Here is a 22,376-nt window from a genome sequence, read left to right on the forward strand (position 1 = left end):
ATAAAACTACAAAAAAGCCTGATAGTTTTAATTATCCCGCTGTTTTACAAACGGTTATTGTCGATATTCACTAACGCTTTTTTCAGGGTAAATAGTACGTAGTTCCTGTCGCGGTTAACCAATTCCATTAATTTTGTTATCAGGGCTTCCTCTTGTCCTTCGCTGTATTGCAATTGCTCGTCGGTAAGGCGGTTGTATTTACGCTGTATTTTGATTTTTACACGTTCCCACTCTTTGTTAGAGATACTGATTTCGGCCATTTCAAATTTTATTTTCAACAAAAATATAAAAATACAACGTGCCCGCCATTAATTTTTTGGCAAGGCAATTGTTAGGGCAATGTAATTAATTACCAGATTAAGCGTTTGGTAACTTAATTATAAACAACGTGGCCGGTTACCCCTCAGGGCGGCCGCAAACAGAAACTAAATTTACATTACTTATGAAAAAGATTTTATTAAGTGCGGCGATAGTGATAGCAGCCTGCATCGGCGCCAACGCACAAGCATCATTAGGTATTAAGGGTGGTGTTAACTTTTCGAAAATTAACACCGATAATTTAAACTCGTCTACACGCACAGGCTACCAGGCCGGCTTGTTTGCCCGTTTCGGCAGTGCACTTTATTTGCAGCCGGAGTTGTATGTAAGCAGTACCGGCGGCGAATTCCATTCGAGCAATAACAATAATAACGTATCGGTAAGTGGCAATGTGAAGTTTACTAATTTGAATGTTCCGTTACTGGTTGGCCATTCTTTCGGCGAAAAAAACCTGAATTTCAGGATAATGGCCGGACCCGTTTACACAGCGGTACTCAGCAAAAATTTCTCGCAAAGCCTGGAGAATGCCTATAATGATTTCGGTCATTACAAAAGCAGTACCCTGGGCTTCCAGGCTGGTGCGGGTGTGGACATTGGGGCAATTACTGCCGACCTGCGCTACGAAGGAGGTTTAACCAAAATTAACTCCGACTTTGGCCAGCGCCAGAACCTTTGGGCTTTAAGCGTAGGCTTTAAAATATTTTAATTTAGTTGTATTGGTTGGAGAGGTTGTAAGGATTGGATGAGTTGAATACGAAGCTATCCTCGCACGCTAACAAAAAAGGTCCCGGTTGCCGGGACCTTTTTGCTGTAAAAATGTTAACCAACATAACTACTACAGCATCTGCAACTATTACAACAAACCAACAGCCTCCCGGTAGGCCATCTCCAGCATATAATCCGGGTATTTGTCCAGATCTTTCGCTTTCAATTTAATTTCTTTGTCGATTTTAACGCCGCGGCCCTCCCTAAAGCTGTCGTTTACGCCTTCAACGCCAACGCCGGTGAATGACGCTTCTATGCCGCCGGGATAATCCACCCAAAGAATATTCCCGGTTGTACCGGCCGTTTGCCTCCCCATAACAATTGTGTTGGGCCTGGAACGCAGTTCGGCAGCGACGCTTTCGGCCAGGCTTTGTGTTTCTTCATTTACCAATACAATCATTTTACCCGTATAAAGCGGCAATTTAAGGCTGTTTGTCTTGTCGAAACCATTGGAGGTATGTTTGGCAAATGAACCGGGAAATTCCAGGATACCGTTATAGTCAATATTGGTGCGATTAACAGCCGGGAACAAACCGGCGCTAACCTGTTGCATTACCTTGAAGTTCGGGTAAGCGCGCATCTCCCATATCACCACTTTAGCTTTTTGCAGATCAGTAAATAATCTTTTCAATGTATCAGGTTTGGTGATCTCGCAGATCCTTACGTACCATACGCCGTTGCCAAAATTTTCCCAAAGATTTAAAGGGTGATTTTTGCGATAGTTCCATAGCTCGCCTTCAGTAAATAGTTTTACTGTTTTGTTGATGTTTTTTCCGTGCCGTTTTATGCCTAACCGCAGTATGCGCACAGTATCAATTTTAAACAGGGTGTTGGCTATATTTCGGTACATTGAAAGTTCATTAGTCCCCGTAGTGTACGGTTTTAACTCCTTCACCCGTTCGGCAACCGGTTTATTATTTATACTGACGATCTCATCGCCGATCCGGAAATCCATTTCTTTCATCAGCGAATCATACCGGCTGCGGCCGATAACGAATTTGCCGTTTATATAAACAGTAGTAAAGGGCAGGTTTAATGTTTGATGGGCATTGTTCCATTCTTTTTGGGTAAAAAATGAATGACTGTCATTTATTTGAGCGGTCAACCGCAGGAAAGTTTTGCGGTATTCATTGCTATCGCTTGCTGCAATAAACTGAGGAATGAACACGGGCAGTACGCTTTCCCAATTTTTTGCATTGATGTATTTGTCCGGATAAAAGTAGTTGATGATATTCCAGTAGCGGGCAAGCGCAAGCAGCCTGTGAACTTCGTCAGGATAAGCCGGCAAGGCGTATGGGTTTTCTTTGTGATAAATATAATCCAGCTTGTGCCCGTTATAGCGGTTATCGATAAACTTGTTTGAGTCGGGGATGTGATGCAGGTATAATTTAGTCAGCTCGGTTTTAAGCGGCGCAGACACGCCAAACCTGGCGATATCTTTTTCGGTAAAAATCCGCAAAATGGTATCGCTTTGCATTTGGGTAATAGCTGGCGACAACCCGGCTTTTGGCAGGGAACTGTACCAATCGGTCAGCAGTTTGTCAAAGCCCTTATCGCCGCCGGCCGATTTAACTAAAGGAACCATCCTGAAAAACTCCTTATCCCAGTCAGTAGTTCCGTTGGCCGCTGCGGGATGGTAGTATTTCAGGAACCCCCATATTTTGGCAAAGGTGGCCAAATGTTGCGTTTGTTTATTGTTCTGAGCCTTCAGGGCAGTGATGTTCATTAACAGGCCCAAAACAGTCAAGGTTAAAACCAGCATTTTTTTCATTCAGCAAAATTGCAGTACACTGTAAACCGGCGATAATTTATTAGGCGGACTGTATTTTATTGTGGCTAAATTGAGGGGTTCAACATTCACCGCGTAAATACACCAGTTGGACGAAAAATTTTGTGCTTTCACAAAAAGATTAAGGTACTTTGGGTCATGGGATTCAGTTTAAACACGCTCACTTACAAGCAAAAGGCACGGCTTACCGAATTGGTATTCCTGTTTATAGTGTGCGTGCTTATCCCGCTGTTCATCGGCCTGCAGATATTCTCGCATTTCAGCTGGACAATGTCGCTCATTTGCGTTACCGCCTTGAGTTTTCCATCGGTTATTCTATTTTACCGCTGGTTGCTGCCGGTTACTTTCGGCAAAAAGCGATACTGGCTGTTCCTGGTGCTGTTCCCGGTATACATCTTAATTTATGAATTTAACTCAAGGCTATCGGCCATCGCAGTAATCCATCTGCAATTTATCCCTGCTGAGTACCGGGCCAACCTGCAGTCGGCCCATCCCGAAGACTTCAGCACATTCAGGCTTTATCAAACTGTTGGCTATACCTGTTTAATGTTGCTGGCTAATTCCTCTCTGTATGTAGTTTTGCGCCTGCTAAAAAACCAGCGTGACCTGTATGAGCTTGAAAATGACAAGCTAAAGCTCGAACTGGACCATCTGAAATCGCAGGTGCAGCCGCATTTTTTTTTCAATACACTTAATAACCTGTACGCGCTAAGCGTGCGGGGATCAAAGAAAACATCTGCAATGATCGCTGATCTGTCCTCGATCATGCGCTATGTGCTCTATGAAAGCGAACGTGACAAGGTGCCGCTTGAAAAGGAAATAAACTTCATCAAAAGCTATTTGCAGCTCGAACGGATCAGGCACGATGAACAGGAGCTGATAGATTTTGCAGTGCAGGGCGACCCATCTTTAATTAATATTGAGCCATTGCTTTTTTTGCCACTTATTGAGAATACCTTTAAACACGCGCTGCAAAAAGACCTGCCCGGAAAGTATGTAAAAATGGCGATGGTAATTGATGAGGATGAACTGGTGTTCCAGACGTCGAACCCTAAGCCTGCAGCCGGAAAAACGAAATCCGAAGACGGCGGTATAGGGCTTAAAAATGTAAGTAAACGGCTGGAACTGCTTTATCCCGGGCGTCACAGTTTAGAGATTGACGATACCGGCGATACATTTAACGTAATTTTAATCATACAAACAAAGCCATGATACGCTGCATAATTGTTGACGATGAGCCCCTGGCGCGCGAACTGCTTGTTGGCTACATCGACCAGCTTCCGAACATAACCTGCGTTGCTGTTTGCACGGGCGCAGTGCAGGCTTTCAGCGTACTGCATGAGCAGCATGTCGATCTGATGTTCCTGGATATACAGATGCCAGGCATCACCGGGCTCAATTTTTTAAAGTCGGTAAGAAATGCGCCTAAGGTTATTTTTACAACCGCTTACATGGAGCACGCTGTGGAGGCGTTTGAGCTGGAGGCCGTTGATTATTTGCTGAAGCCCATCACTTTTGAAAGATTTATAAAAGCTGTGCAAAAGGTGCTGCCAAAAAAAGAAGAACCGCAGGAAGCACCCCCCAGGGTAAACGAAAATGATTATGTTTTTTTAAAAGTTGATAAGCGGCTGGTAAAGATAAACCATAGGAATATTGTTTATGCGGAAGGCTTGGGAGACTACATTAAGGTTTACACGGCTGATCAAACTTATATTACTTACCTTACCATGACGAAGCTGGAGACGCTGCTGCCTGCTAATAGTTTTGTGCGCATCCATCGTTCATACATCATTAACCTGTCTCATGTTCAATATCTTGAAGGGAATTTTGTTAGGATTAATGACGTCGATCTGCCGGTAGGGCTGACCTACAAGGACGGGCTGGCGCAAAAACTGCGGAATGTTGAATAGTAAAAGCCTGGTCTTAAAAGCTATTTTCCTGGCTTAAGTCCCCTTTTCATCTCATTTTCATAAAGCCGGGCTAATTTAGCAGCATAAGTTTGGCGATACCCTGCCTCGTTTGGTTGTAATTCAGCCCTGTCGCCGAAAAAAGGAAGACTTTAAAGGTCATCTAAATTTGAAGAACGTATGTTAGCTATAAAGACCATTTCCCCTAAGTCAATTGTGTTCAGGCGTGCAGTACGTTTGATGGGTTCGCAGTTCGAAATAAGCGTTGTTGGTGAGAGCCATTTGTGGGCCGAAGATTGCTTTGCAACTGCGATAGCCGAAATAAGCCGCGTTGAAAAACTTTTAAGTGCTTTTGGCGATGATAGCTGCATAAACCAGATAAACGGCAGCGCAGGTATAGCGCCGGTAAAGGTGAACCCCGAAATTTTCAGGCTTATTGACCGTTCACTGCAAATATCAGCGCTTACGCATGGCGCCTTCGATATTACCTATTACGCAGAAGGAAACGACTATGCTGAAACTTCGGGCGCGGCAGTGAAGACGGTTATCAATACCAATTATGAAAACATTGTTGTTGATGCCAGGGCGCAGACTGTATTTTTAAGAGAAGCCGGCATGCGTATCAGCTTTGCGGCTAATGGCAAAGGCTATGCTGCCGACCGTGCAAAATATGTTTTACAGCTGGCAGGTGTAAACAGCGGTGTAATAAATGCAGGAGGCGATTTGCTTACCTGGGGTTTACAGCCCGGCGATGAGCCATGGACTGTAGCTGCGGCCGACCAATCGCAACAAGACCAGCCCTTTGCAGATGTGATTATCAGCAATATGGCCGTGGCCACCTCTGTTAACACGGAAAATAATGCTACTGTGATTGACAAAAAGCTGCTTGGTACATTTGTGCCAAAAAAAGGTTTCCCGGTAAGCAAAATTAAGAGTGTGAGTATTATAAGCACGACTGCCGAAATGGCTGACGCAATGGCCTCCCCGGTGCTGTCTATGGGTATCAATGCAGGCTTATACCTGGTAAATCAGTTAAACCAGGTAGCCGCAGTTATAGTGGATGATCACGACCGGGTTTACACTTCAAAAAGTATTAGTATCAATTAATTTTTATTTTTCCATTTTGTAATGGGCGAATAAAAAGTATTTTTAGGCCGTGCTGGTGTATAAAACACACTTTAGCGCTTTATATAAACCTCAATTAATATACTTCCTGATAAGTATAAGCTTAATAGCCGACAGTTGATTTAGGACGACCGACTTTTGAACCAACCGGTTGGTAATTTTAATTGCGTGCTATTGAAAGAATTTTAATATTTTCTATCCTGTAATGATAAAGTGGTTTGCGTATATTGTCGTCTTATTATTAATTACGCCTGTTTTATCATCTGCCAAAATAAAAAGCACCCATTTCAGTTTTGTTTGTAATAATTTGACGATAAGTTTGTCTGTAGATAAGGTATTGTCTGATACAACAAAAATTAAGAAGCAGGAGCAGGAAGACAAAAAGAAAATTAAGGAAGTAGCCAAAGCAAAAAAGCAACCCAAGCCCGAAAAAGTAGAGCCTGCAGAACCCCAGGCTAAGACGAAGCCAAAACGACAGCGGCGGCCGGAGGGCGTAGAGCGGCCACCGGAAATACCGAGGCACAATGGAAACTGACAAATTACCGATATATTGCTGATACATACACATGAGATACTATTTAGTATTGCTACTTTTTACAACCGGGATAGCTGCAAATGCCGCTGTGGCTACGCCCTTGCCGCTTATTGGCGGAGTACGGCAGGCCCACCCCGATACAGATACGGTCTTCAGAAAACGGTCGGTATCTGTGGGCATAAACTATGGTAGCGATGTTCAGTTCTTCGGGCGTACGGGGCCGGTAAAGTATCCGTTTATGAGCACCGATGTGATTTACAATACAAAAACTGGATTCTTTATTTATGGTTCGGCGGTAAAGGTGTTGGGTTATGACCCGCTGGTAGATGAGGTAGACCTGGGGGGAGGCTATTTTTACAAATACGGCAAAATGGTTTCGGGTACCATCAGCTATACGCGTTTCCTTTTTACTAAAACCGCAGCTGATGTGATAAAGTCCGCCTCGTCAAATGATATCAATTTCAAAAACAGCTTCGATTATAAAATCGCCAAGACGAGTGTTACCGCCGATTATCTTTTCGGCAAGTCCAGTGATTTTTTCCTGACGTTCAGCACCTCCAAATATATCGAACCTAAATGGACGATATTTACCGATGATGACTACCTTTCATTTAACCCCGGCATAAGCGCCATATTCGGTACGCAGAATTTCGTGGGGAAATACTCGCGCGACCATCCTAATCGTTTCGAACTGGCCGAGATAGGGGCGCTGCCGCCAGAGGGGTCGCCGCTGCGCCCCTACAACAATGGCCGGTTTAATGCGCTGAATTATAGTGTTAAACTGCCCATAGCATATAACAGGCCCCATTACACCATAGAGGCGGCTTGGAAATACTCTATACCGGTAAATGTTGAAGGTGAGCTGAAAAACAGGCACGAGGTGTTTTTTAATTTAACGTTTTACTACTTATTTTTCTAGACGCATGAATGTATTGATAATTGAAGACGAAAAGGCCCTGGCGGAAGAACTGGAGATTTTTTTAACCAATTATAACTACATCTGCGAAGTTTGCTATGACGGAACCAGCGGGTCTGAAAAAATTGCGGTTAATCTGTATGATTTTATTTTGATAGATCTCGGTCTGCCCGATTATGACGGGCTCGACCTGCTTAAGGAAGCCAAGAAAAATAATCCCGAGGCGATATGCATCATACTGACTGCCCGAGCCGAAGTTTTTGACCGGATTAAGGGCCTCGATCTGGGTGCAGATGACTATCTGCCCAAACCTTTTTCGCTACTCGAGCTGCAAAGCCGTATGCAGGCTATTACCCGCAGGCGCTTCGGCCTTAATCAAAACCTGGTTGAATTGGGTGGCTTCGCGATAAATCTTACCGAGCGCGTAATAACCTATCAGAACGCGGAGGTCAATACAATAACCAAAAAGGAGTTCGACCTGATAGCTTACCTGATTTTACACAAAAACCGTACGCTCACCAGGTCGCAACTGAGTGAGCATATATGGGGTAGTATAGTTAATGACGACTATGACTCGAACTACATCGACGCACACATTAAAAACATACGAAAGAAATTGAATGCCTTTGCTCCCCCCGACTGGCTGGAAACGGTACGCGGTTTGGGGTATAAGATCAGGATGGCCGGATAGGGGCAGACCAGGAATCAAGAGCCGGGACAGAAAACATTGCTTCTTTTATCTTGATTTTGTCTCTTGACTCTTTTTCAAAACATGAAGCTTAAAACAAAACTAACGCTGTTCAACACCATATCGAAGCTGGTTATTGTAACCATCTTTGTACTGTTGTTGCCTGGTCTTTTGAAAAAGGTTAACCGGGTTTACACAGACAGTAAGCTGCGTAAGCAAAAGGAAAAGCTGCTCGGAATAATACAAACGCAGGGTATCCAAAGCTACATTCAAACCGGTGAAAGCGAAGCCAGCTATTATACGCCGCTAAAAGAGGACTATGTTAGCCTCGACGTTGATTCGCTGCCTGGCTTTATCGACACTATAAAAAACGAGCGGCGTATTTTGCAGGGCGACACCATAGAATACCGGATATTAAGCCACAATTTTGAAGCTGATAAAAAAAAGTATCTGCTGGAGATCGCCATCAGCGTTGATACCATTAACGAGACTACCAAGCCGCTTCAGAATATTGCATTCAGGATATTGGTGGCGATGATCTTATTAGCTATCCTGGCCGATCAATTATATTCAAACTATGTGCTGAAGCCTTTGGGCCTGATCATCAAAACCAAACTGATTGATCAAAAATTTCCGAATCTCGGCTCATATGAGGAGGTGAAGACGGGCACTTCCGATTTTCAGCACCTGGATATCAGCATTCACCGTATGATCGAAACCATTGAGAGTACTTTTCAAAAAGAACGTGAGTTTATCTCCAACGCCTCGCATGAGCTGATGACGCCGATATCTATCCTTCAGTCAAAAATTGAAAATATGTTTGGCCGTGATGATATCGTTGACGAGCTGAAGGCCCGCCTGCTGGAGATGCAGCGCATACTGAACCGCTTGAAAAGCATCACGAAAACCCTGCTGCTGATATCGCAGATTGAAAACGAACAGTTTTTAAAGGAAGATACCGCCGCGCTCTCAGAAATATTAGGAGAGGTTTATGATGAAATATCGATAAGATTCCAGGATAAAAATATTAATTATGAAGCTAACGTACCAGCAAACTGGTACCTGGTTAATGTAAATAAATTCCTGTTGTTTAACTTGTTTTTTAACCTGATCAATAATGCCATTAAGTATAATAAGCCTGGAGGAAAGATAAAAGTAACGGCCTCACACGAAAACAACACGTTTACGGTAAGCGTTACTGATACAGGGATAGGAATCGCAGCTGAAGATATCCCATATATTTTTAACAGGTTTAAAAAGATAAGGCAATCATTGCAGCAGGATAGTTTCGGACTTGGCCTGCCGATTGTAAAGTCAATTGCCGGGTTCCATCATATTAAAATCGTAGTGACCTCCGAAAAATCAGTGGGCAGTACATTTAAGTTGATTTTACCGGCAGATATGGTTCAAATCAGGGAAATGTAAGCGTTTTTGCCTGATTAGGAATTTGATTTTCTTATCGGTATTTTTGAGTTGATGTTTAAACCCTGGCCGGTTTTATTTGTCTAATAGTAAAAGCGATTTATTTTAAAACCGCCAAATACTTTAAAAAGATTTTTACTGTTTAATACATTATAAATAAAAAAATGAGAAGGTTATTTAACTATGTGTCCGGTTTGTTTTTAACCGGCATGTTTGCCGTACTGATGATTACCCCTGCAGATGCACAGCGCGGCGCTACACATGGCGGGGGCGGAATGCGTGTGGGCGGCGGCGGTAGTTTTGGCGGCGGCATGCGCGGCAGTAATTTAGGTATTGCACGACCTGCAACCAACCAGGGCTTTGAAACCCGTGGAAATACTTTTTCGGCCCGTAGCGGCGCTACTGTACGCGCAAACCAGGCAGCCGTTGGCTACAGGGGGCGTACCGGTAACTACTTTGGCGGCTCGACAGGGTACCATGCCGGAGCATTTTACCGCAATGGCTTTGGCTATTACGGCTACCCGCATTTAGGTTTTTATATTGATGTGCTGCCCTACGGGTATTATCCTTTTTATTGGGGTTCGTCTCTGTACTATTATTACGGTGGGGTATTCTACTCGCCATATGATAACGGCGGTTACCAGGTAACCGAACCTCCGGTTGGCGCGGGTGTTCCTGACCTGCCGGAAGATGCGCAGCCAATTAAGATTGACGGTGTACAGTACTACGAGATGGATGGCGTTTATTACAAAGAAACAACCGACGACCAGGGTAAAAAGATTTACGTAGTGGCAGGCAAAGACGGTGTGCTGAACACTAATGATTCCGTTACAGACCCGAATGCAGCTGTGGTTGCGCCACAGGTTGGCGACGTGGTAAACCAACTGCCTGATGATTGCCGCAAAGTTACCCTGAACGGTAAAAAATATTATGTTTCGCCTAACGATATTTACTACGAAAAAGTAACCGGTCCGGACGGTAACACCGCTTACCGCATCACCAGTATCCCGAGTGATCTTAAAGGTATTTAATAGCTGATACAGATAAGTTTTAAGATGAGCCCCTGTTAGCAGGGGCTTTTTTGCTGGTAAAGGTGTAGCAAATATCAGGCACAATCAGAACCTGGAGGTTAGAGCCAGGACAAAAATGCAGGATGAAAAATAATTGCTGATCAATCAGGCCGTCTTTGCAATTTATTTGATTTTACAGTTTTAAGATGCTGTTTTTGTCTTGACGCCTGGCGATTGGTTATTGATGTCACCGGGTGTAACAGATTTGATACCCTTTGGCACTGAGTTTGCTAACAGCCGGATATACATTCAAGATACTTATGAAAACTTTTAAATTGAAAGCAGCTACGTTCAGTATAGCTTTAGCCATGACCGGCGTGTTAGCCACCAGTTGTAATTCATTCACTAAAACCCAAAAAGGCGCCGCAATAGGTGTTGCCGGTGGCGGGGCATTGGGTGCTTTAGTTGGTAAGGCTGCCGGTAATACAGCTTTGGGAGCTATTATAGGCGGTGCTGTAGGCGGTACCGCCGGTGCTCTGATCGGTCACAAAATGGATAAACAGGCTGCTGAAATAAAACAAACCGTTCCTGGCGCTACTGTTACCCGTGCCGGCGAAGGTATTATCGTAAACTTCAGCTCGGGTATATTGTTTGACACTGACAAAGCCGACGTAAAGGCAGCCGCGAAGGACAACCTGGCAAAGTTTGCTCAATCATTGCAGAATAACCCTGAAACAAATATCCTGATCGTAGGTCACACAGATAATACCGGTTCCGACGCGCATAACATGGATTTGTCTATCAGGCGTGCGGAGGCAGTTAAATCGATAATTGTTGGCGATAATATCGCTGCCTCAAGAATGACCGTTCAGGGTAAAGGTGAAACCGAACCTATTGGAGACAATAACACCGTTGACGGCCGCGCTCAAAACCGCCGCGTGGAAATTGTAATTGTAGCCAACGACAAGATGAAGACCGAAGCCAAAAGCACTGCCGGTAACTAATTTGTTTATTTTACACTCAGCATAATAAATACGAACCCTGCCCACGTGGCGGGGTTTGTTGTTTTCAGCCGGTAGACTATTGCGACGGCTATAGCTTTGCATAATGCTTCGCGTCATCATCCAAAACCAGCACCCAATCTTTGCCATAGCCGGTAGAAGGCGGCGTAAACTGATGATTCTCTACGCCGGTAAGTAAGCCTGCGTCGGCGCTTTTTCCATTCCGCGGGTCGTACCAGTAAGCGTGGATTTTGGCAGCTTTTAATTTTGGTAACACAACTGTGAATGGTTTACCAGCGGCGGTATATATAAAGGCATAACCGTCGCCCCGGGTCGCTTGTATACGTTCAGCGGCGCTCTTATTATTTTCTATAATGATGGATTGGTCAGGTACGCGGTTTAGCAGCGGGTGCGATTCCATTAATTTTTTTACGTATCCCATTTGTATTGCTCCGGGCAGTTTCAGCGCTTCTGTCCAGGTAAAATGTGGGCCGTTTACAGGTTCGTGTTTAGGCGAGTTCATCTGCCAGACATCATGACAGCCATAGGTATGCCCGAATGCACCGGAAAACAAGTCGAGATAGGCATATTTCCGCACATCGTATGCGCTGGAGGTGCCCAGATCGGTTACGTTAAAGCAAACCGGGTGGTCCTCGTAAATTGGTTCGCCGTCAATTACGGGTTTTGTTGGCTTTGCATTGTACGCCGCCAGCATCTTGTCATAAACAGCTTCATCGCGGCAGTGCCCGTTTTGAAACATGTTAAAAGCAAACCAGGGCTCATTCCTGAACCATTTCGCCGAGCCCAGTTGGTTGGGTTGGCAATGGTAGGTGATCAGCGCTTTGTTGCCGGTAACTTTCATGATAGCATTGCCCATGGCGCGCCAAATGGCAATATCAGGTTCGCCACGGGGCTGGCGGTCGCCGCCAATTATCCATATTACGTTCGTTTTGTTTTTATAACGATTAGCCAGCCAGGCGCCGTAAATAGCGGCCTTTTGCGGATTAAAAATCTCAGGGCCTTTACCCCATTTATCCTTAAATACTTTATCGGCCCATGTTGGCAAAATGGCAATGTTGATATTATAGGCGGCGGCTTTATCGATAATATAATCCACATGCTCAAAATATTTTTCGTTGGGTTTGGTTGGGTCATCGTTGATAAGCGGCTTTTCACCGTAGGCATTCGGGTCGTGCAGGCCATCCATCTCGGCTAATATCACCGCCTGTATTACTGTAAAGCCTTGTTCGCTGCGGGTTTTTAAATAAGTATCCGCCTCCTCCCGGTTAAGCCGGTGGAATAATTCCCAGGCTGTATCGCCGAGCCAGAAAAACGGTTTGCCATCCTTTAAAATATAATGCCGGTTGGCGCTTACGCTGAACTGGGCATACCCTGTTTGCAGGACAGCCGATAAAAGCAGCAGTACAATATATTTTCGCATGTACAGAGGGTTTAGTTGGGGGAATAAACTTACGCTATCCGCGGCAATCATCCAAATATGAAAGTTGAATGTGTTTGAACGTACTTGAATGCGTTTGAAATCGTCCCCAACATAAAAATCATCGAATTTTGGACAAGCGGTTAAAGCTAATTCAAATGATTAAAACAACTATCGTGTTTATATGCATGCTGATTTTTTGGGGTCAAATCAGCGCACAGGAAATCAAGCTCAGCACGGGAAACGTAAGCGGACCCGATTTGAAAGCGGTTGCTGTAAATTACTTAGGCAAACCGGCTGTCCGAATCGACTTCATAAAAAAAGGAAAGGTTGATGATATAGCGATTGTAAAAGGTACAAATTTTAAAAACGGTACCGTCGAGGCGGAACTTGCCGGCGAAAGGTTAGATAAAAACGATACCGTTTCACGGGTATTTATAGGTGTTGCATTCCGGGTGCATGGCCTGGATTCCGCAAAAAGGTATGAGTGCTTTTATCTCCGGTTAACAAATGGCCGTGCGCACGACCAGCTCAGGCGCAACCATTCTACTCAATACATTTCTATGCCAGGCTACGATTTTGCAAGATTCAGGAGAGAAAGCCCGGGGGTGTATGAGTCTCACGCCGATATGGAAGAACGGAAATGGATAAAGGTTAAAGTAGTAGTGCATGACGACAGAGCGCAATTGTATGTTGGCGGCGCCGATCAGCCATGCCTTGTCGTGAACGATTTAAAACATGGTATCTCTGAAGGTTTTATCGCTTTAAAAGCCGATGATGATGCCACCAATTACTTCAGAAATCTAAAGATCACAAAAGAAGAATAGTAAACCATAAAACAAAAACACGAAATCACATGAAAAAGACCGTAAAAACCGCGGCGATGGTATTGTTAATCGCCATTACAACAGCCAACCTTTTTAAAGTCAATGCGCAGGAAGACAAAACCAAACGTCCGAGCCCGCCGGCTACGGCCATGGCAAAAGTGGGAAATGCGCACATCACCATTAACTACGGGCAGCCGTCGGTAAAGGGCCGCGAGATTTGGGGCAAGCTGGTACCTTACGGACAGGTGTGGCGTACAGGCGCTAATGAGGCCACTACTTTCGAGACCGACAAAGACATAAAAGTACAAGGCAAAGTATTACCGGCAGGCAAGTACGGTTTCTTTACCGTGCCTGGCGAAAAAGAGTGGACCATCGTTTTTAATAAAGTACCCAACCAATGGGGTGCTTTTAAGTACGACCAGGCACAGGATTACATGCGTGTTACCGCCAGGCCTAAAAAATCGGCGAAGTTTAACGAGAAATTGCTATACAGCATCAATAAGGGTTGGGTATCGATAGATTGGGAAAATTTGGATGTAAGCTTCAAGGCGGAGTAAGCCTGTGCTTTTAACATAGCGATGGGTGATACTCATCGCTGACAGATGTAACCCCTTCGGGCAATGTCATTAAGTTAAGCTTTTAAGGAATAAAAAATATCGAATATCGAATGTCCAATTTCGAATAATGAAGGAGAAATGCTTCGGCGTTGGATATTCGAAATTCATTATTCGATATTATTTTCCTTAACTTAATGACATTGCCCTTCGGGTATTTTTGATTGCCCTGTGCATTCAACGTTTAGATTAAATCGGGAACCCTGAAAGGGTTCTGTCTGTCAGCGCAGGGCAACGCCCTGCGCCACCAGGACAGTTTTTGAACATATAAGCCTCCCTTCCCAAATTTCAACTATAAAAAGTACCTTTGCCGCATGGCATCCATCAAACCATCAGTACCCAAAGGCACGCGTGATTTCTCGCCCACCGAAATGGTAAGGCGCAACTATATTTTCGATACCATTAAAAGCGTTTTCCGCAAATACGGCTATCAGCAGATTGAAACGCCGAGCATGGAGAACCTGTCAACGCTTACCGGGAAATATGGCGATGAAGGCGATAAGCTGATATTTAAGATATTGAATAACGGCGCTTTGATAAATCGGACACTGTTAAATTTATTTGAAGGCTTAAACAACGAATTAAGGGAAAATAAATTCGATATTGAAACGTATGATTCAGATTTTAAAGGTGAAGAAGAGTTAAAGCGAACAAAATTTATTGATAGAAGCAAAAATCAAGAAGAAGGCGCGTTCTATGAAAGAGTAAATGCATTTGATAAGGTAATTGAATTAACCAAAAAGGATAACGGCCTTTTAGCTTCGGAAATCTCCGAAAAAGCCCTTCGCTACGACCTTACCGTTCCTTTTGCGCGTTACGTGGTAATGCACCAAAACGAAATAGCATTTCCGTTCAAACGTTTCCAGGTGCAGCCGGTTTGGCGTGCCGACAGACCGCAGCGTGGCCGCTACCGTGAATTTTATCAATGCGATGCCGACGTAGTTGGCTCAGATTCGTTATTAAATGAAGCGGAATTTGTTTTGATTTATGACGAGGCATTAAGTAAGCTCGGTCTGCGCGACTTTACGATTAAGATCAACAACAGGAAAATATTATCAGGCATTGCCGAATTGATTGATAAATCCGACAATATCATCGACCTTACCGTAGCTATCGATAAACTGGATAAAATAGGTTTAGACGGGGTTAAAAAAGAACTGATGGAACGCGGCTTTTCTGCTGAGGATATCGAAAAGATAGAGCCGGTTATTTTACTGGAAGGCTCGAATGCCGAAAAACTGGCAAGCCTGCGCCATGCCCTTGCAGCCTCAGCAACCGGCCTCAAAGGCTGCGACGAGATTGAAACCGTATTCAATTACATTGCCAACTGCCCGCTGCAAACTGCAAAGTTGGAACTGGACATTACCCTCGCCCGTGGATTGAACTATTACACCGGCGCTATCTTCGAAGTGAAAACCAATGAGGTGGCCATGGGCAGTATCGGCGGCGGCGGCAGGTATGACGACCTTACGGGAATGTTCGGCCTTAAAGGCTTAACCGGCGTGGGCATTTCCTTCGGCGCAGACAGGATTTACGATGTGATGGATGAACTTAACCTGTTCCCTGAAGCAACAAGCCAAATCACTAAGCTATTGATCTGCTGCTTTGATAAAGAGGGCGAAAAATTTGCTTTCCCGATCCTGCAAAAACTGCGCAGCCAGGACGTAAACGCAGAACTGTATCCTGCAGGGGCAAAGCTTAAAAAGCAGCTGGATTACGCCAATAATAAGAACATCCCCTACACGATCTTCATCGGCAGCGAAGAAATTGAAAGCGGCTTGCTGACGGTTAAAGATATGCGCTCCGGCACCCAGGAGAAGATGACCGTGGAGCAGGTACTGGCGGCGATGAAAGGTTAAATCTTTATGACAACTTGATCCTGACTATGATTTGCTTGATTTAATGCATAGATACCAGGATATTTAAGCGGATCAGGCTCGCCTTTGGTACCATAATTGTATTGTCATATTAAACATCATTCCCTATGGCAACTACACATCATAAATCAAAGAAAAAGTGGTCGGCAAATGTTACTGAGCATAGTGACGCGCTGGACCTGGAAAGCAATATATTCGAATCCAAAGATCCGAAACATATAGCGCAATCGCTCAAAAAGTCGGCAGAGCAAAGTCATCGCAGAAAGTCGGCGCCTTACCGCTCGGCAATGTCCATGCTTACTTTTTATATTAACCGCGCGGGCAAAAACCTGGAAGCATCGCAAAAGGAAGTATTAGAAAAAGCCAAAGGCGAGCTGCGGAAGTTATATGGCCGAGAATAAATACTCGTTGCGATTTTGCGCGATTGTTTTTGCAGCAACCAGGCAACCTAAAATCAGCATGTTTACGTAAAAGTTCTGGGTGGGGTAATTATTAAATGGTTACTGGTAATAACCCGAATATTTTTTACTTTTAGTGTTTATCAAACATAAAACGTAAAAAAATTCGTTAACGCTTGAACTTAACGTGTACAACACAAACATGGGGAAAATATACAAGGGCTGTCGCCCGCTGATTATTGTGGGGTTGATGATGGCAGGGCTGCTGGCCTCTTGTAAAAAAGATAAGAACATAATACCTGCGCCGCCTGCCAAACCTATTGCAACGCTGGGTCTTTACGAAGTGAATAGCACCATCTATCGCAGGGTATTTATAGGGGTGGCGGTTGGCACAGTTACTAAGGTTTATTACAGTGTATTCGATACCGGCTCGTCGGCTATGACGATTGATGCCGATGGGATAATCCCCGCTTCTATGATCACCGACGCCGGAATTACCATTACCGGTGACTCGCTGGTGGTAAATGACGTAACCGTTACCAAACAAACCGCTGTTTTAACTTATGGCGATGCCACAGCGGGAACCAAAGAATATGGCAACCTGGCCTATGCAACCGTAACCATCGGCGACGAGAACGGCTCGACCAAAACCGGCCGCATTCCGTTTTTCCTGTATTATAAAGCAATTGATACCAAAAGCGGTACTAAGCTTGGCGCACACGAGAATGACGTTTTTGGAGTAGGCCCAAATACTAATTTTTCAGGCTTGCAGATTGCCAGCCCAATAAGCTATTTCAAAATGGAAAATGGCCTGACGCAGGGCTTTAAACTGGCTAAGTTTGACAAGAACTCATATACCAGCAATGGTACTTACGTGAAAGATCTGTTAACCATTGGGCTGGTTCCGGATGATATCAGTTCATCATCCGGGTTTGTTATGCATGATTTGGTACACACAACAGCAGGTTATTCGCCAAATATTGCTGCCACTATCACCTATAACGGCAAAACTATAAACGGCACACTGTTATTCGATACCGGTACCCCGGCTTTTGCCAATATTGAAGACCCTAATGCAGCGACCGACCAGGCTACGTTACCGGCCAATTCTACTGTTACCATCAGTACCAGCGCAGGCTTTACCTATTCGTATACAACCACCAGTGATTATAATTTAACACAGGTTTATAACCCGTCGCTTACGCACGATCCGCGCACCATTTTCAGCATTGATTTTTTTAATGATAACCAGTTCTTGCTGGATTATACCAATCATAAGATCGGGTTGAAGAATTAGTTTTAATTCTTAAGCCGAAGGTCCTTAGTGTAAAGTCAAATTGGCGACTTCATACTAAGGACTTTCTATTTGAACTGACTCGAGACTATCGACTCAAGACTTTAGACTAATACTTGGCCGGTGTTCCCGCTTTTGGGATCGACTCTTTGATAAAATTGCGAAGGCTTTCAGCTGCTACGGCAAGGTCTTCCTTGCGCAGGTACATCATGTGCCCGCTTTTGTAACCTTCCCATTTCAGGCGATCTTTCAGGCGGCCGCTTGGGTCAAGCTGCCACATGCTGTATTTGGCGTTGAAATAGTCGCAGGCGCCATCATAGTAGCCGGATTGAATCAACAGGTGCAGATATGGGTTTTGGGCAATCGCCTGGCGAAGGTTTTCGCCAACGTGGTTATTCTTATCATCCCAGGGCCATACGCTGCCGAACATGTTATATTTCAGATCGGTTTTGTAGTTAAGCTCGTTACGCAGATAAATATTCATTGATGGTGTAAAGGCGTGCAGCCAGGCAACCAGCTCGGCATTATAATCCGGGCCATCGCCACCCAGCTGGCGGTCTATTCCTTTGTAGCGGGAATCGAGACGGCCAATGGTATAACCTTTATCGCGCAGCAATTCTTTCCAGAACAGGTTGTAAGATACATCCAGGTTATTCTGCATGATAACTTTTTCGGAGATGCCGGTATATTTAGCCATTTTGGCTGCCATTGCACTGCGCTGAGCATCATCCAAAAATCCACCGCGCGATAAGGCCGGGATCAGCTCATTAATGGTAAATGTCTCCACCTCGGGCAAAAATGCGGTAAGGTCTTTTTGCTGATATTCCGGCGCCAGTGTTTTGTGATACCATGCGGTAGCTGCGAAGTAAGGAACTTTAAGCGCTGCCTGTACCGGCCCGCTGCGCTCGATGCCTAAGTCAGTCGGCGATACCAGGATTACACCATTAAGGTACATCCATTGCGAGTCCTGCAGTTCGAGCGCCAGGCCCGATGCGCGGGTGGTGCCGTAGCTTTCACCGATAAGGAATTTTGGCGATGCCCAGCGGTTTTTACGGGTAACAAAGGTGTTGATCCATTCAGCCAGGTATTTAATATCCTCGTTTACGCCGAAGAATTTTGAGCCCGGCGTTCCCTTATCGACAATACGGGAGTAGCCTGTATTTACCGGGTCGAGGTAAACGATATCGGCTATGTCGAGTATTGAGTTTTCGTTATCTTTCATGCCATAAGGCTGTACCGGGTAACCTTCATTATCAATATTCAGCAAACGCGGACCTGTGTAGCCTATCTCCATCCATACCGATGGCGTGCCCGGGCCGCCGTTAAATGAAATTACCAGGGGGCGCGACGCGCGGTCGGTAACATCTTCGCGCTCATAATAAGTGTAAAACACGCCGGCAACCGGGCGGCCGTCGTTATCCCAGATGGGCATGCTGCCTGCGGTTGCGGTATAAGGAACAACTTTGCCCTTAATAGTTACCTGGTGTTTGGTTACTACGGCCGAGTCGACAGCCAAAATGCGGCTTTTTGAAATTGGGTTGGTGTTTTTGGGCGGTGTGGCCTCCTGGGCGAAGCTTCCGCCGGTGATACAGCAAAACGCTGCTGCCGCGATAAAGTATTTTTTCATGTTATGGATTTAGATATGCTGTCAGGATTTGGGCTGCAATCATTTTATATTGATTAACAACTTTTTGATTCCGGTAAAGCAGTTACAATACTAAACTTTTCTTTGTGCTTTTGCAATGGATTAAATACACTAAGCCGCTTCATATTGTAAAAATATCATAACACTAATTTGGCACGGCGTTTACGAGCCGGTATCCGTTAGGTCAGCTAAAATCAACCGCAATTTGGCCAGGGGCAGTTCAAAATTATTTTTATTCTGTACATAGGTGGTACGCGCCATTATCGCCAGTGTAATGCCGAAAGTTATGGCCCCGGCGGTTATGGTATGCGGCACCGGCGATACTTTCATTATTATTGCCATCATTACAAAGCTGATAACCGGGATGCCGATATAATCGAACCTTTTCTTGAAGGTGAAATAGCTGCTTACCTGTTTGATTTGACTGGACAGATCGGTCTGCAAACCCGCAAGCGGCGCATCCGGATTTTTGAGCGCCCGGAGTTTTACGCAGTTAGCATGCCTGTGGAAGATTATGCTATATGGTATAAAGCTTAAAATACCAATGGCGCAGCATAATACAAACTGCCGGTCGGCCCAGTAGCGCACCATAAAATGACTTAAGGCGGCGTAAACTAATATCTGCCAAACGGCAAATGCCAGCAGGTATTCCTTAATATAGTTCTGCTCCTTTTTTATCTGTGGTTTAATTATCTTTTCCATCGTTTCTTTGTTTAAAGTTTCATTGGTATTTGTTTCCAGGCTATCCTGCAGCCATAGTTGTTTTAAGTTGTCGAGCGTGTCCATATTCTTACCTTTCGTTTTTTAATTTCTTTTCCAGTTGTTTTTTTATGCGCACCAGCCGTACGCTCACATTACTTTTTGTGAAACCGGTTATACCAGCTATTTGGTCGTAGCTGTTATCGTCCAGATATAACAGGATAATGGCCTTGTCCACCGGTGAAAGCTGCCCGATAACGGCATACAACATTTGCAGTTTTTCGCCCGGCGGCCCTTCGTCTTCGGCAAATATCATTTTATCAATATTTTCCGGCAATGGCTCTTCCTTGATAGCCCGGGTACTTTTCCTGACGTGGTTGATGGCTGTATTGACCGCCACCCTGTACATCCAGGTGGAGAATTTTGAGTTGTTTTTAAAAGAGGGATAGGATTTCCATAACTGGTAGATGATCTCCTGATACATATCCTGCCGTTCATCGCCGTCTTTAACATATACCCTGCAAACACGGTGGACAATACCGATATTATGATTGAGGTCTTTCAGAAACTGGTCTTCAATATTTTCCTGCATTGCTCAAATGTTTGCTTTACCCAATTAGTAGCGAGTCGGGGTAAAAAACTACAGATGAGTGAAAATAAATATTTTAACGGGTTGTGATTACACGGGAAAACTAAACTTCCCCATCAACACGGCCGGATTTTGCCCGATAGTGATCGGTTCCCCGCACAGCGCCTCGTTACCCAGCAGGGCAAAAAGTATGGCCTCTTTGGCGTCGGGGTTAATGCCAAGTTCATCAGTTTTTTTAATAACAGTACCAGGCAGTAAACTTTTTAAATAGTTGATGATGTAGATATTTCTTGCGCCCCCGCCGCTGGCGAATACCTGAAGGTTATGGGTATCGATATTTTTTTGGATAAAACCGGCTATGGATTTTGCTGTGAATGCACTTAATGTACAGATGAGATCTTCATTGCTGACATTCAATGCGCCGGATTTTTTTTGAGCGTTGCTGATAAATTCCAGCCCAAATAATTCAGGACCGGTGGTTTTCGGCGCGGGTTCGTCAAAAAATGGATGTGCAAACAACGCAGCCAGTAAAGATTCATTAACCTTGCCCGAAAAGGCAATTTTTGAATCCTCATCATAGGGTATATTAAAATATTTACGGCAGGCAGCATCAATAAGTGTATTGCCGGGGCCAATGTCTGTACACAAAACATGGGCATAATTACCATCGCCGGGCAGCCAGGTAAGATTGGCAATGCCGCCTATATTCAGAAGGAGTCTGTTCTCACCGGTTTTGCCGCCAAGCAATACATCACCATACAAGGCTAACGGCGCGCCTTCTCCGCCTGCGGCAATATGTTTTTGGCGAAAATCGCTAATCGTCAGGATACCGGTTTTTACCGCGATATGATCGCCATCGCCGATTTGAAGGGTGGCATTAGGCCAGTTTTTTAGCTGATGCAGACGTTTGGGCGCGTGATAGATAGTCTGTCCGTGGCTGGCGATAAAGTCTACGTCGCCCGGGCTTATTTTCCATTCTGCGAGCGCCTGCAAAATTAAGTCGGCGTGAAATGTGCCGATATATGCATTGAGCAGACAAACCTTTTCGAGGCTTACCTCTTTCTTAGCAAACACCTGCTGCACCTCTTTTTTAAAAGCCTCATTGTAAGGAATTGTTGTAAAATTTACCAGGGAAAACTGCGTTTGGAGTCCGTTGCCTTTAAACTTGCACAAAGCAATATCAAGGCCGTCAAGCGAGGTGCCCGACATTAAACCGATCGCCAACTTTTCGTCTTTTTGGGCGATGGAGACAAGCTTTTGTAAATTTTTATTCAGTGCTGACATGGGGGCTTAAATTACCTAATTGTTAAGGCATGTACAAAAGTTAAATTTAACGCCTGACTATCTGCACTTATCTGATATATTTGTTTGAACCAATAATTAACACCCGATTCTGTCGCTGATACCAGCAGCAGCAGACTTTGGGTTTTCGACTCAATACTACACAACCAACCTACAAATGGCGCGATTAAATTTATTAGAAGAGACCCGTTATGAAAAGCTGCCGGTAACGGTGTAT

At 44.6% G+C, this 22,376-nt stretch carries 23 protein-coding genes; 15 read left to right on the forward strand and 8 right to left on the reverse strand.

From position 1 onward, the window contains the following. Positions 1 to 44 precede the first annotated feature (44 nt). Complete coding sequence (locus Q3W13_RS13985) at positions 45 to 260, reverse strand: hypothetical protein (protein WP_302864779.1); 216 nt, start codon at positions 258 to 260, stop codon at positions 45 to 47. 182 nt (positions 261 to 442) lie between these two features. On the opposite strand from Q3W13_RS13985, the gene Q3W13_RS13990 reads away from it, so the two are divergent. Then, positions 443 to 1,024 carry a porin family protein gene (locus Q3W13_RS13990; protein WP_302864780.1) on the forward strand — a complete coding sequence of 194 codons (582 nt, stop codon included), beginning with the start codon at positions 443 to 445 and terminating at the stop codon, positions 1,022 to 1,024. A gap of 147 nt (positions 1,025 to 1,171) precedes the next feature. On the opposite strand, the gene Q3W13_RS13995 is transcribed toward Q3W13_RS13990, so the two are convergent. After that, positions 1,172 to 2,845, reverse strand: coding sequence for a S41 family peptidase (locus tag Q3W13_RS13995; protein WP_302864781.1), 1,674 nt, complete (start codon positions 2,843 to 2,845; stop codon positions 1,172 to 1,174). 165 nt (positions 2,846 to 3,010) lie between these two features. Here Q3W13_RS13995 and Q3W13_RS14000 point away from each other — a divergent pair, with 165 nt between their 5' ends. The 9 genes from Q3W13_RS14000 (at position 3,011) to Q3W13_RS14040 (ending at position 11,479) form a co-directional block, all read left to right on the forward strand. Beyond that, the gene (locus Q3W13_RS14000) at positions 3,011 to 4,084 is read left to right on the forward strand and encodes a sensor histidine kinase (RefSeq protein ID WP_302864782.1); all 1,074 of its coding nucleotides are present in this window, start codon (positions 3,011 to 3,013) and stop codon (positions 4,082 to 4,084) included. After that, a complete protein-coding gene (locus tag Q3W13_RS14005; protein ID WP_302864784.1) occupies positions 4,081 to 4,782 on the forward strand; it encodes a LytTR family DNA-binding domain-containing protein in 702 nt (233 codons plus the stop codon). The genes Q3W13_RS14000 and Q3W13_RS14005 overlap by 4 nt, the downstream gene beginning before the upstream one ends. 177 nt (positions 4,783 to 4,959) lie before the next feature. Next, positions 4,960 to 5,886, forward strand: coding sequence for an FAD:protein FMN transferase (locus Q3W13_RS14010; protein ID WP_302864786.1), 927 nt, complete (start codon positions 4,960 to 4,962; stop codon positions 5,884 to 5,886). A gap of 223 nt (positions 5,887 to 6,109) precedes the next feature. Continuing rightward, positions 6,110 to 6,439, forward strand: coding sequence for a hypothetical protein (locus Q3W13_RS14015; RefSeq protein WP_302864787.1), 330 nt, complete (start codon positions 6,110 to 6,112; stop codon positions 6,437 to 6,439). 31 nt (positions 6,440 to 6,470) lie between these two features. Continuing rightward, positions 6,471 to 7,358 carry a hypothetical protein gene (locus Q3W13_RS14020; RefSeq protein ID WP_302864788.1) on the forward strand — a complete coding sequence of 296 codons (888 nt, stop codon included), beginning with the start codon at positions 6,471 to 6,473 and terminating at the stop codon, positions 7,356 to 7,358. Between the two features lie 4 nt (positions 7,359 to 7,362). Continuing rightward, entirely contained in the window at positions 7,363 to 8,046 is a 684-nt protein-coding gene (locus Q3W13_RS14025; protein WP_302864789.1) for a response regulator transcription factor, read from the forward strand. Between the two features lie 81 nt (positions 8,047 to 8,127). Continuing rightward, positions 8,128 to 9,468: a cell wall metabolism sensor histidine kinase WalK gene (locus Q3W13_RS14030; RefSeq protein ID WP_302864791.1), complete on the forward strand. Its 1,341-nt coding sequence runs from the start codon at positions 8,128 to 8,130 to the stop codon at positions 9,466 to 9,468. A 161-nt stretch (positions 9,469 to 9,629) separates the two neighbouring features. Further along, on the forward strand, positions 9,630 to 10,496 hold the full coding sequence (locus Q3W13_RS14035; protein ID WP_302864792.1) for a DUF6515 family protein: 867 nt from the start codon (positions 9,630 to 9,632) through the stop codon (positions 10,494 to 10,496). A gap of 299 nt (positions 10,497 to 10,795) precedes the next feature. After that, a complete protein-coding gene (locus tag Q3W13_RS14040) occupies positions 10,796 to 11,479 on the forward strand; it encodes an OmpA family protein (RefSeq protein ID WP_302864793.1) in 684 nt (227 codons plus the stop codon). Positions 11,480 to 11,567: 88 nt separating this feature from the next. Here Q3W13_RS14040 and Q3W13_RS14045 read toward each other — a convergent pair whose 3' ends face one another. After that, positions 11,568 to 12,917, reverse strand: coding sequence for a glycoside hydrolase family 140 protein (locus Q3W13_RS14045; RefSeq protein ID WP_302864794.1), 1,350 nt, complete (start codon positions 12,915 to 12,917; stop codon positions 11,568 to 11,570). A gap of 155 nt (positions 12,918 to 13,072) precedes the next feature. On the opposite strand from Q3W13_RS14045, the gene Q3W13_RS14050 reads away from it, so the two are divergent. From Q3W13_RS14050 to Q3W13_RS14070, 5 genes are all read left to right on the forward strand, one after another. Next, positions 13,073 to 13,741, forward strand: coding sequence for a family 16 glycoside hydrolase (locus Q3W13_RS14050; protein ID WP_302864795.1), 669 nt, complete (start codon positions 13,073 to 13,075; stop codon positions 13,739 to 13,741). A gap of 29 nt (positions 13,742 to 13,770) precedes the next feature. Further along, positions 13,771 to 14,298, forward strand: a complete 528-nt coding sequence (locus Q3W13_RS14055) for a DUF2911 domain-containing protein (RefSeq protein ID WP_302864796.1) — start codon at positions 13,771 to 13,773, stop codon at positions 14,296 to 14,298. A gap of 371 nt (positions 14,299 to 14,669) precedes the next feature. Beyond that, the gene (gene hisS / locus Q3W13_RS14060) at positions 14,670 to 16,214 is read left to right on the forward strand and encodes a histidine--tRNA ligase (protein ID WP_302864797.1); all 1,545 of its coding nucleotides are present in this window, start codon (positions 14,670 to 14,672) and stop codon (positions 16,212 to 16,214) included. 125 nt (positions 16,215 to 16,339) lie between these two features. Next, positions 16,340 to 16,633 (forward strand): DUF3175 domain-containing protein, encoded by a 294-nt coding sequence (locus Q3W13_RS14065; protein WP_302864798.1) that lies wholly within the window; start codon positions 16,340 to 16,342, stop codon positions 16,631 to 16,633. 199 nt (positions 16,634 to 16,832) lie between these two features. Further along, entirely contained in the window at positions 16,833 to 17,927 is a 1,095-nt protein-coding gene (locus tag Q3W13_RS14070; RefSeq protein ID WP_302864799.1) for a hypothetical protein, read from the forward strand. A 106-nt stretch (positions 17,928 to 18,033) separates the two neighbouring features. Here Q3W13_RS14070 and Q3W13_RS14075 read toward each other — a convergent pair whose 3' ends face one another. The 5 genes from Q3W13_RS14075 to Q3W13_RS14095 all read right to left on the reverse strand — a co-directional run. Then, positions 18,034 to 19,551, reverse strand: coding sequence for a S10 family peptidase (locus tag Q3W13_RS14075; RefSeq protein WP_302864800.1), 1,518 nt, complete (start codon positions 19,549 to 19,551; stop codon positions 18,034 to 18,036). 180 nt (positions 19,552 to 19,731) lie between these two features. Further along, positions 19,732 to 20,355: a hypothetical protein gene (locus Q3W13_RS14080; protein WP_302864801.1), complete on the reverse strand. Its 624-nt coding sequence runs from the start codon at positions 20,353 to 20,355 to the stop codon at positions 19,732 to 19,734. A 4-nt stretch (positions 20,356 to 20,359) separates the two neighbouring features. Beyond that, the gene (locus Q3W13_RS14085) at positions 20,360 to 20,860 is read right to left on the reverse strand and encodes an RNA polymerase sigma factor (RefSeq protein WP_302864802.1); all 501 of its coding nucleotides are present in this window, start codon (positions 20,858 to 20,860) and stop codon (positions 20,360 to 20,362) included. An 87-nt stretch (positions 20,861 to 20,947) separates the two neighbouring features. Further along, positions 20,948 to 22,141 carry an anhydro-N-acetylmuramic acid kinase gene (locus Q3W13_RS14090; protein WP_317567226.1) on the reverse strand — a complete coding sequence of 398 codons (1,194 nt, stop codon included), beginning with the start codon at positions 22,139 to 22,141 and terminating at the stop codon, positions 20,948 to 20,950. Between the two features lie 11 nt (positions 22,142 to 22,152). Continuing rightward, a partial coding sequence (locus tag Q3W13_RS14095; protein ID WP_302864803.1) for a hypothetical protein occupies positions 22,153 to 22,376 on the reverse strand: 224 nt, incomplete at its 5' end.

It is taken from the genome of Mucilaginibacter sp. L3T2-6 (assembly GCF_030519355.1).
Taxonomy (GTDB): domain Bacteria; phylum Bacteroidota; class Bacteroidia; order Sphingobacteriales; family Sphingobacteriaceae; genus Mucilaginibacter.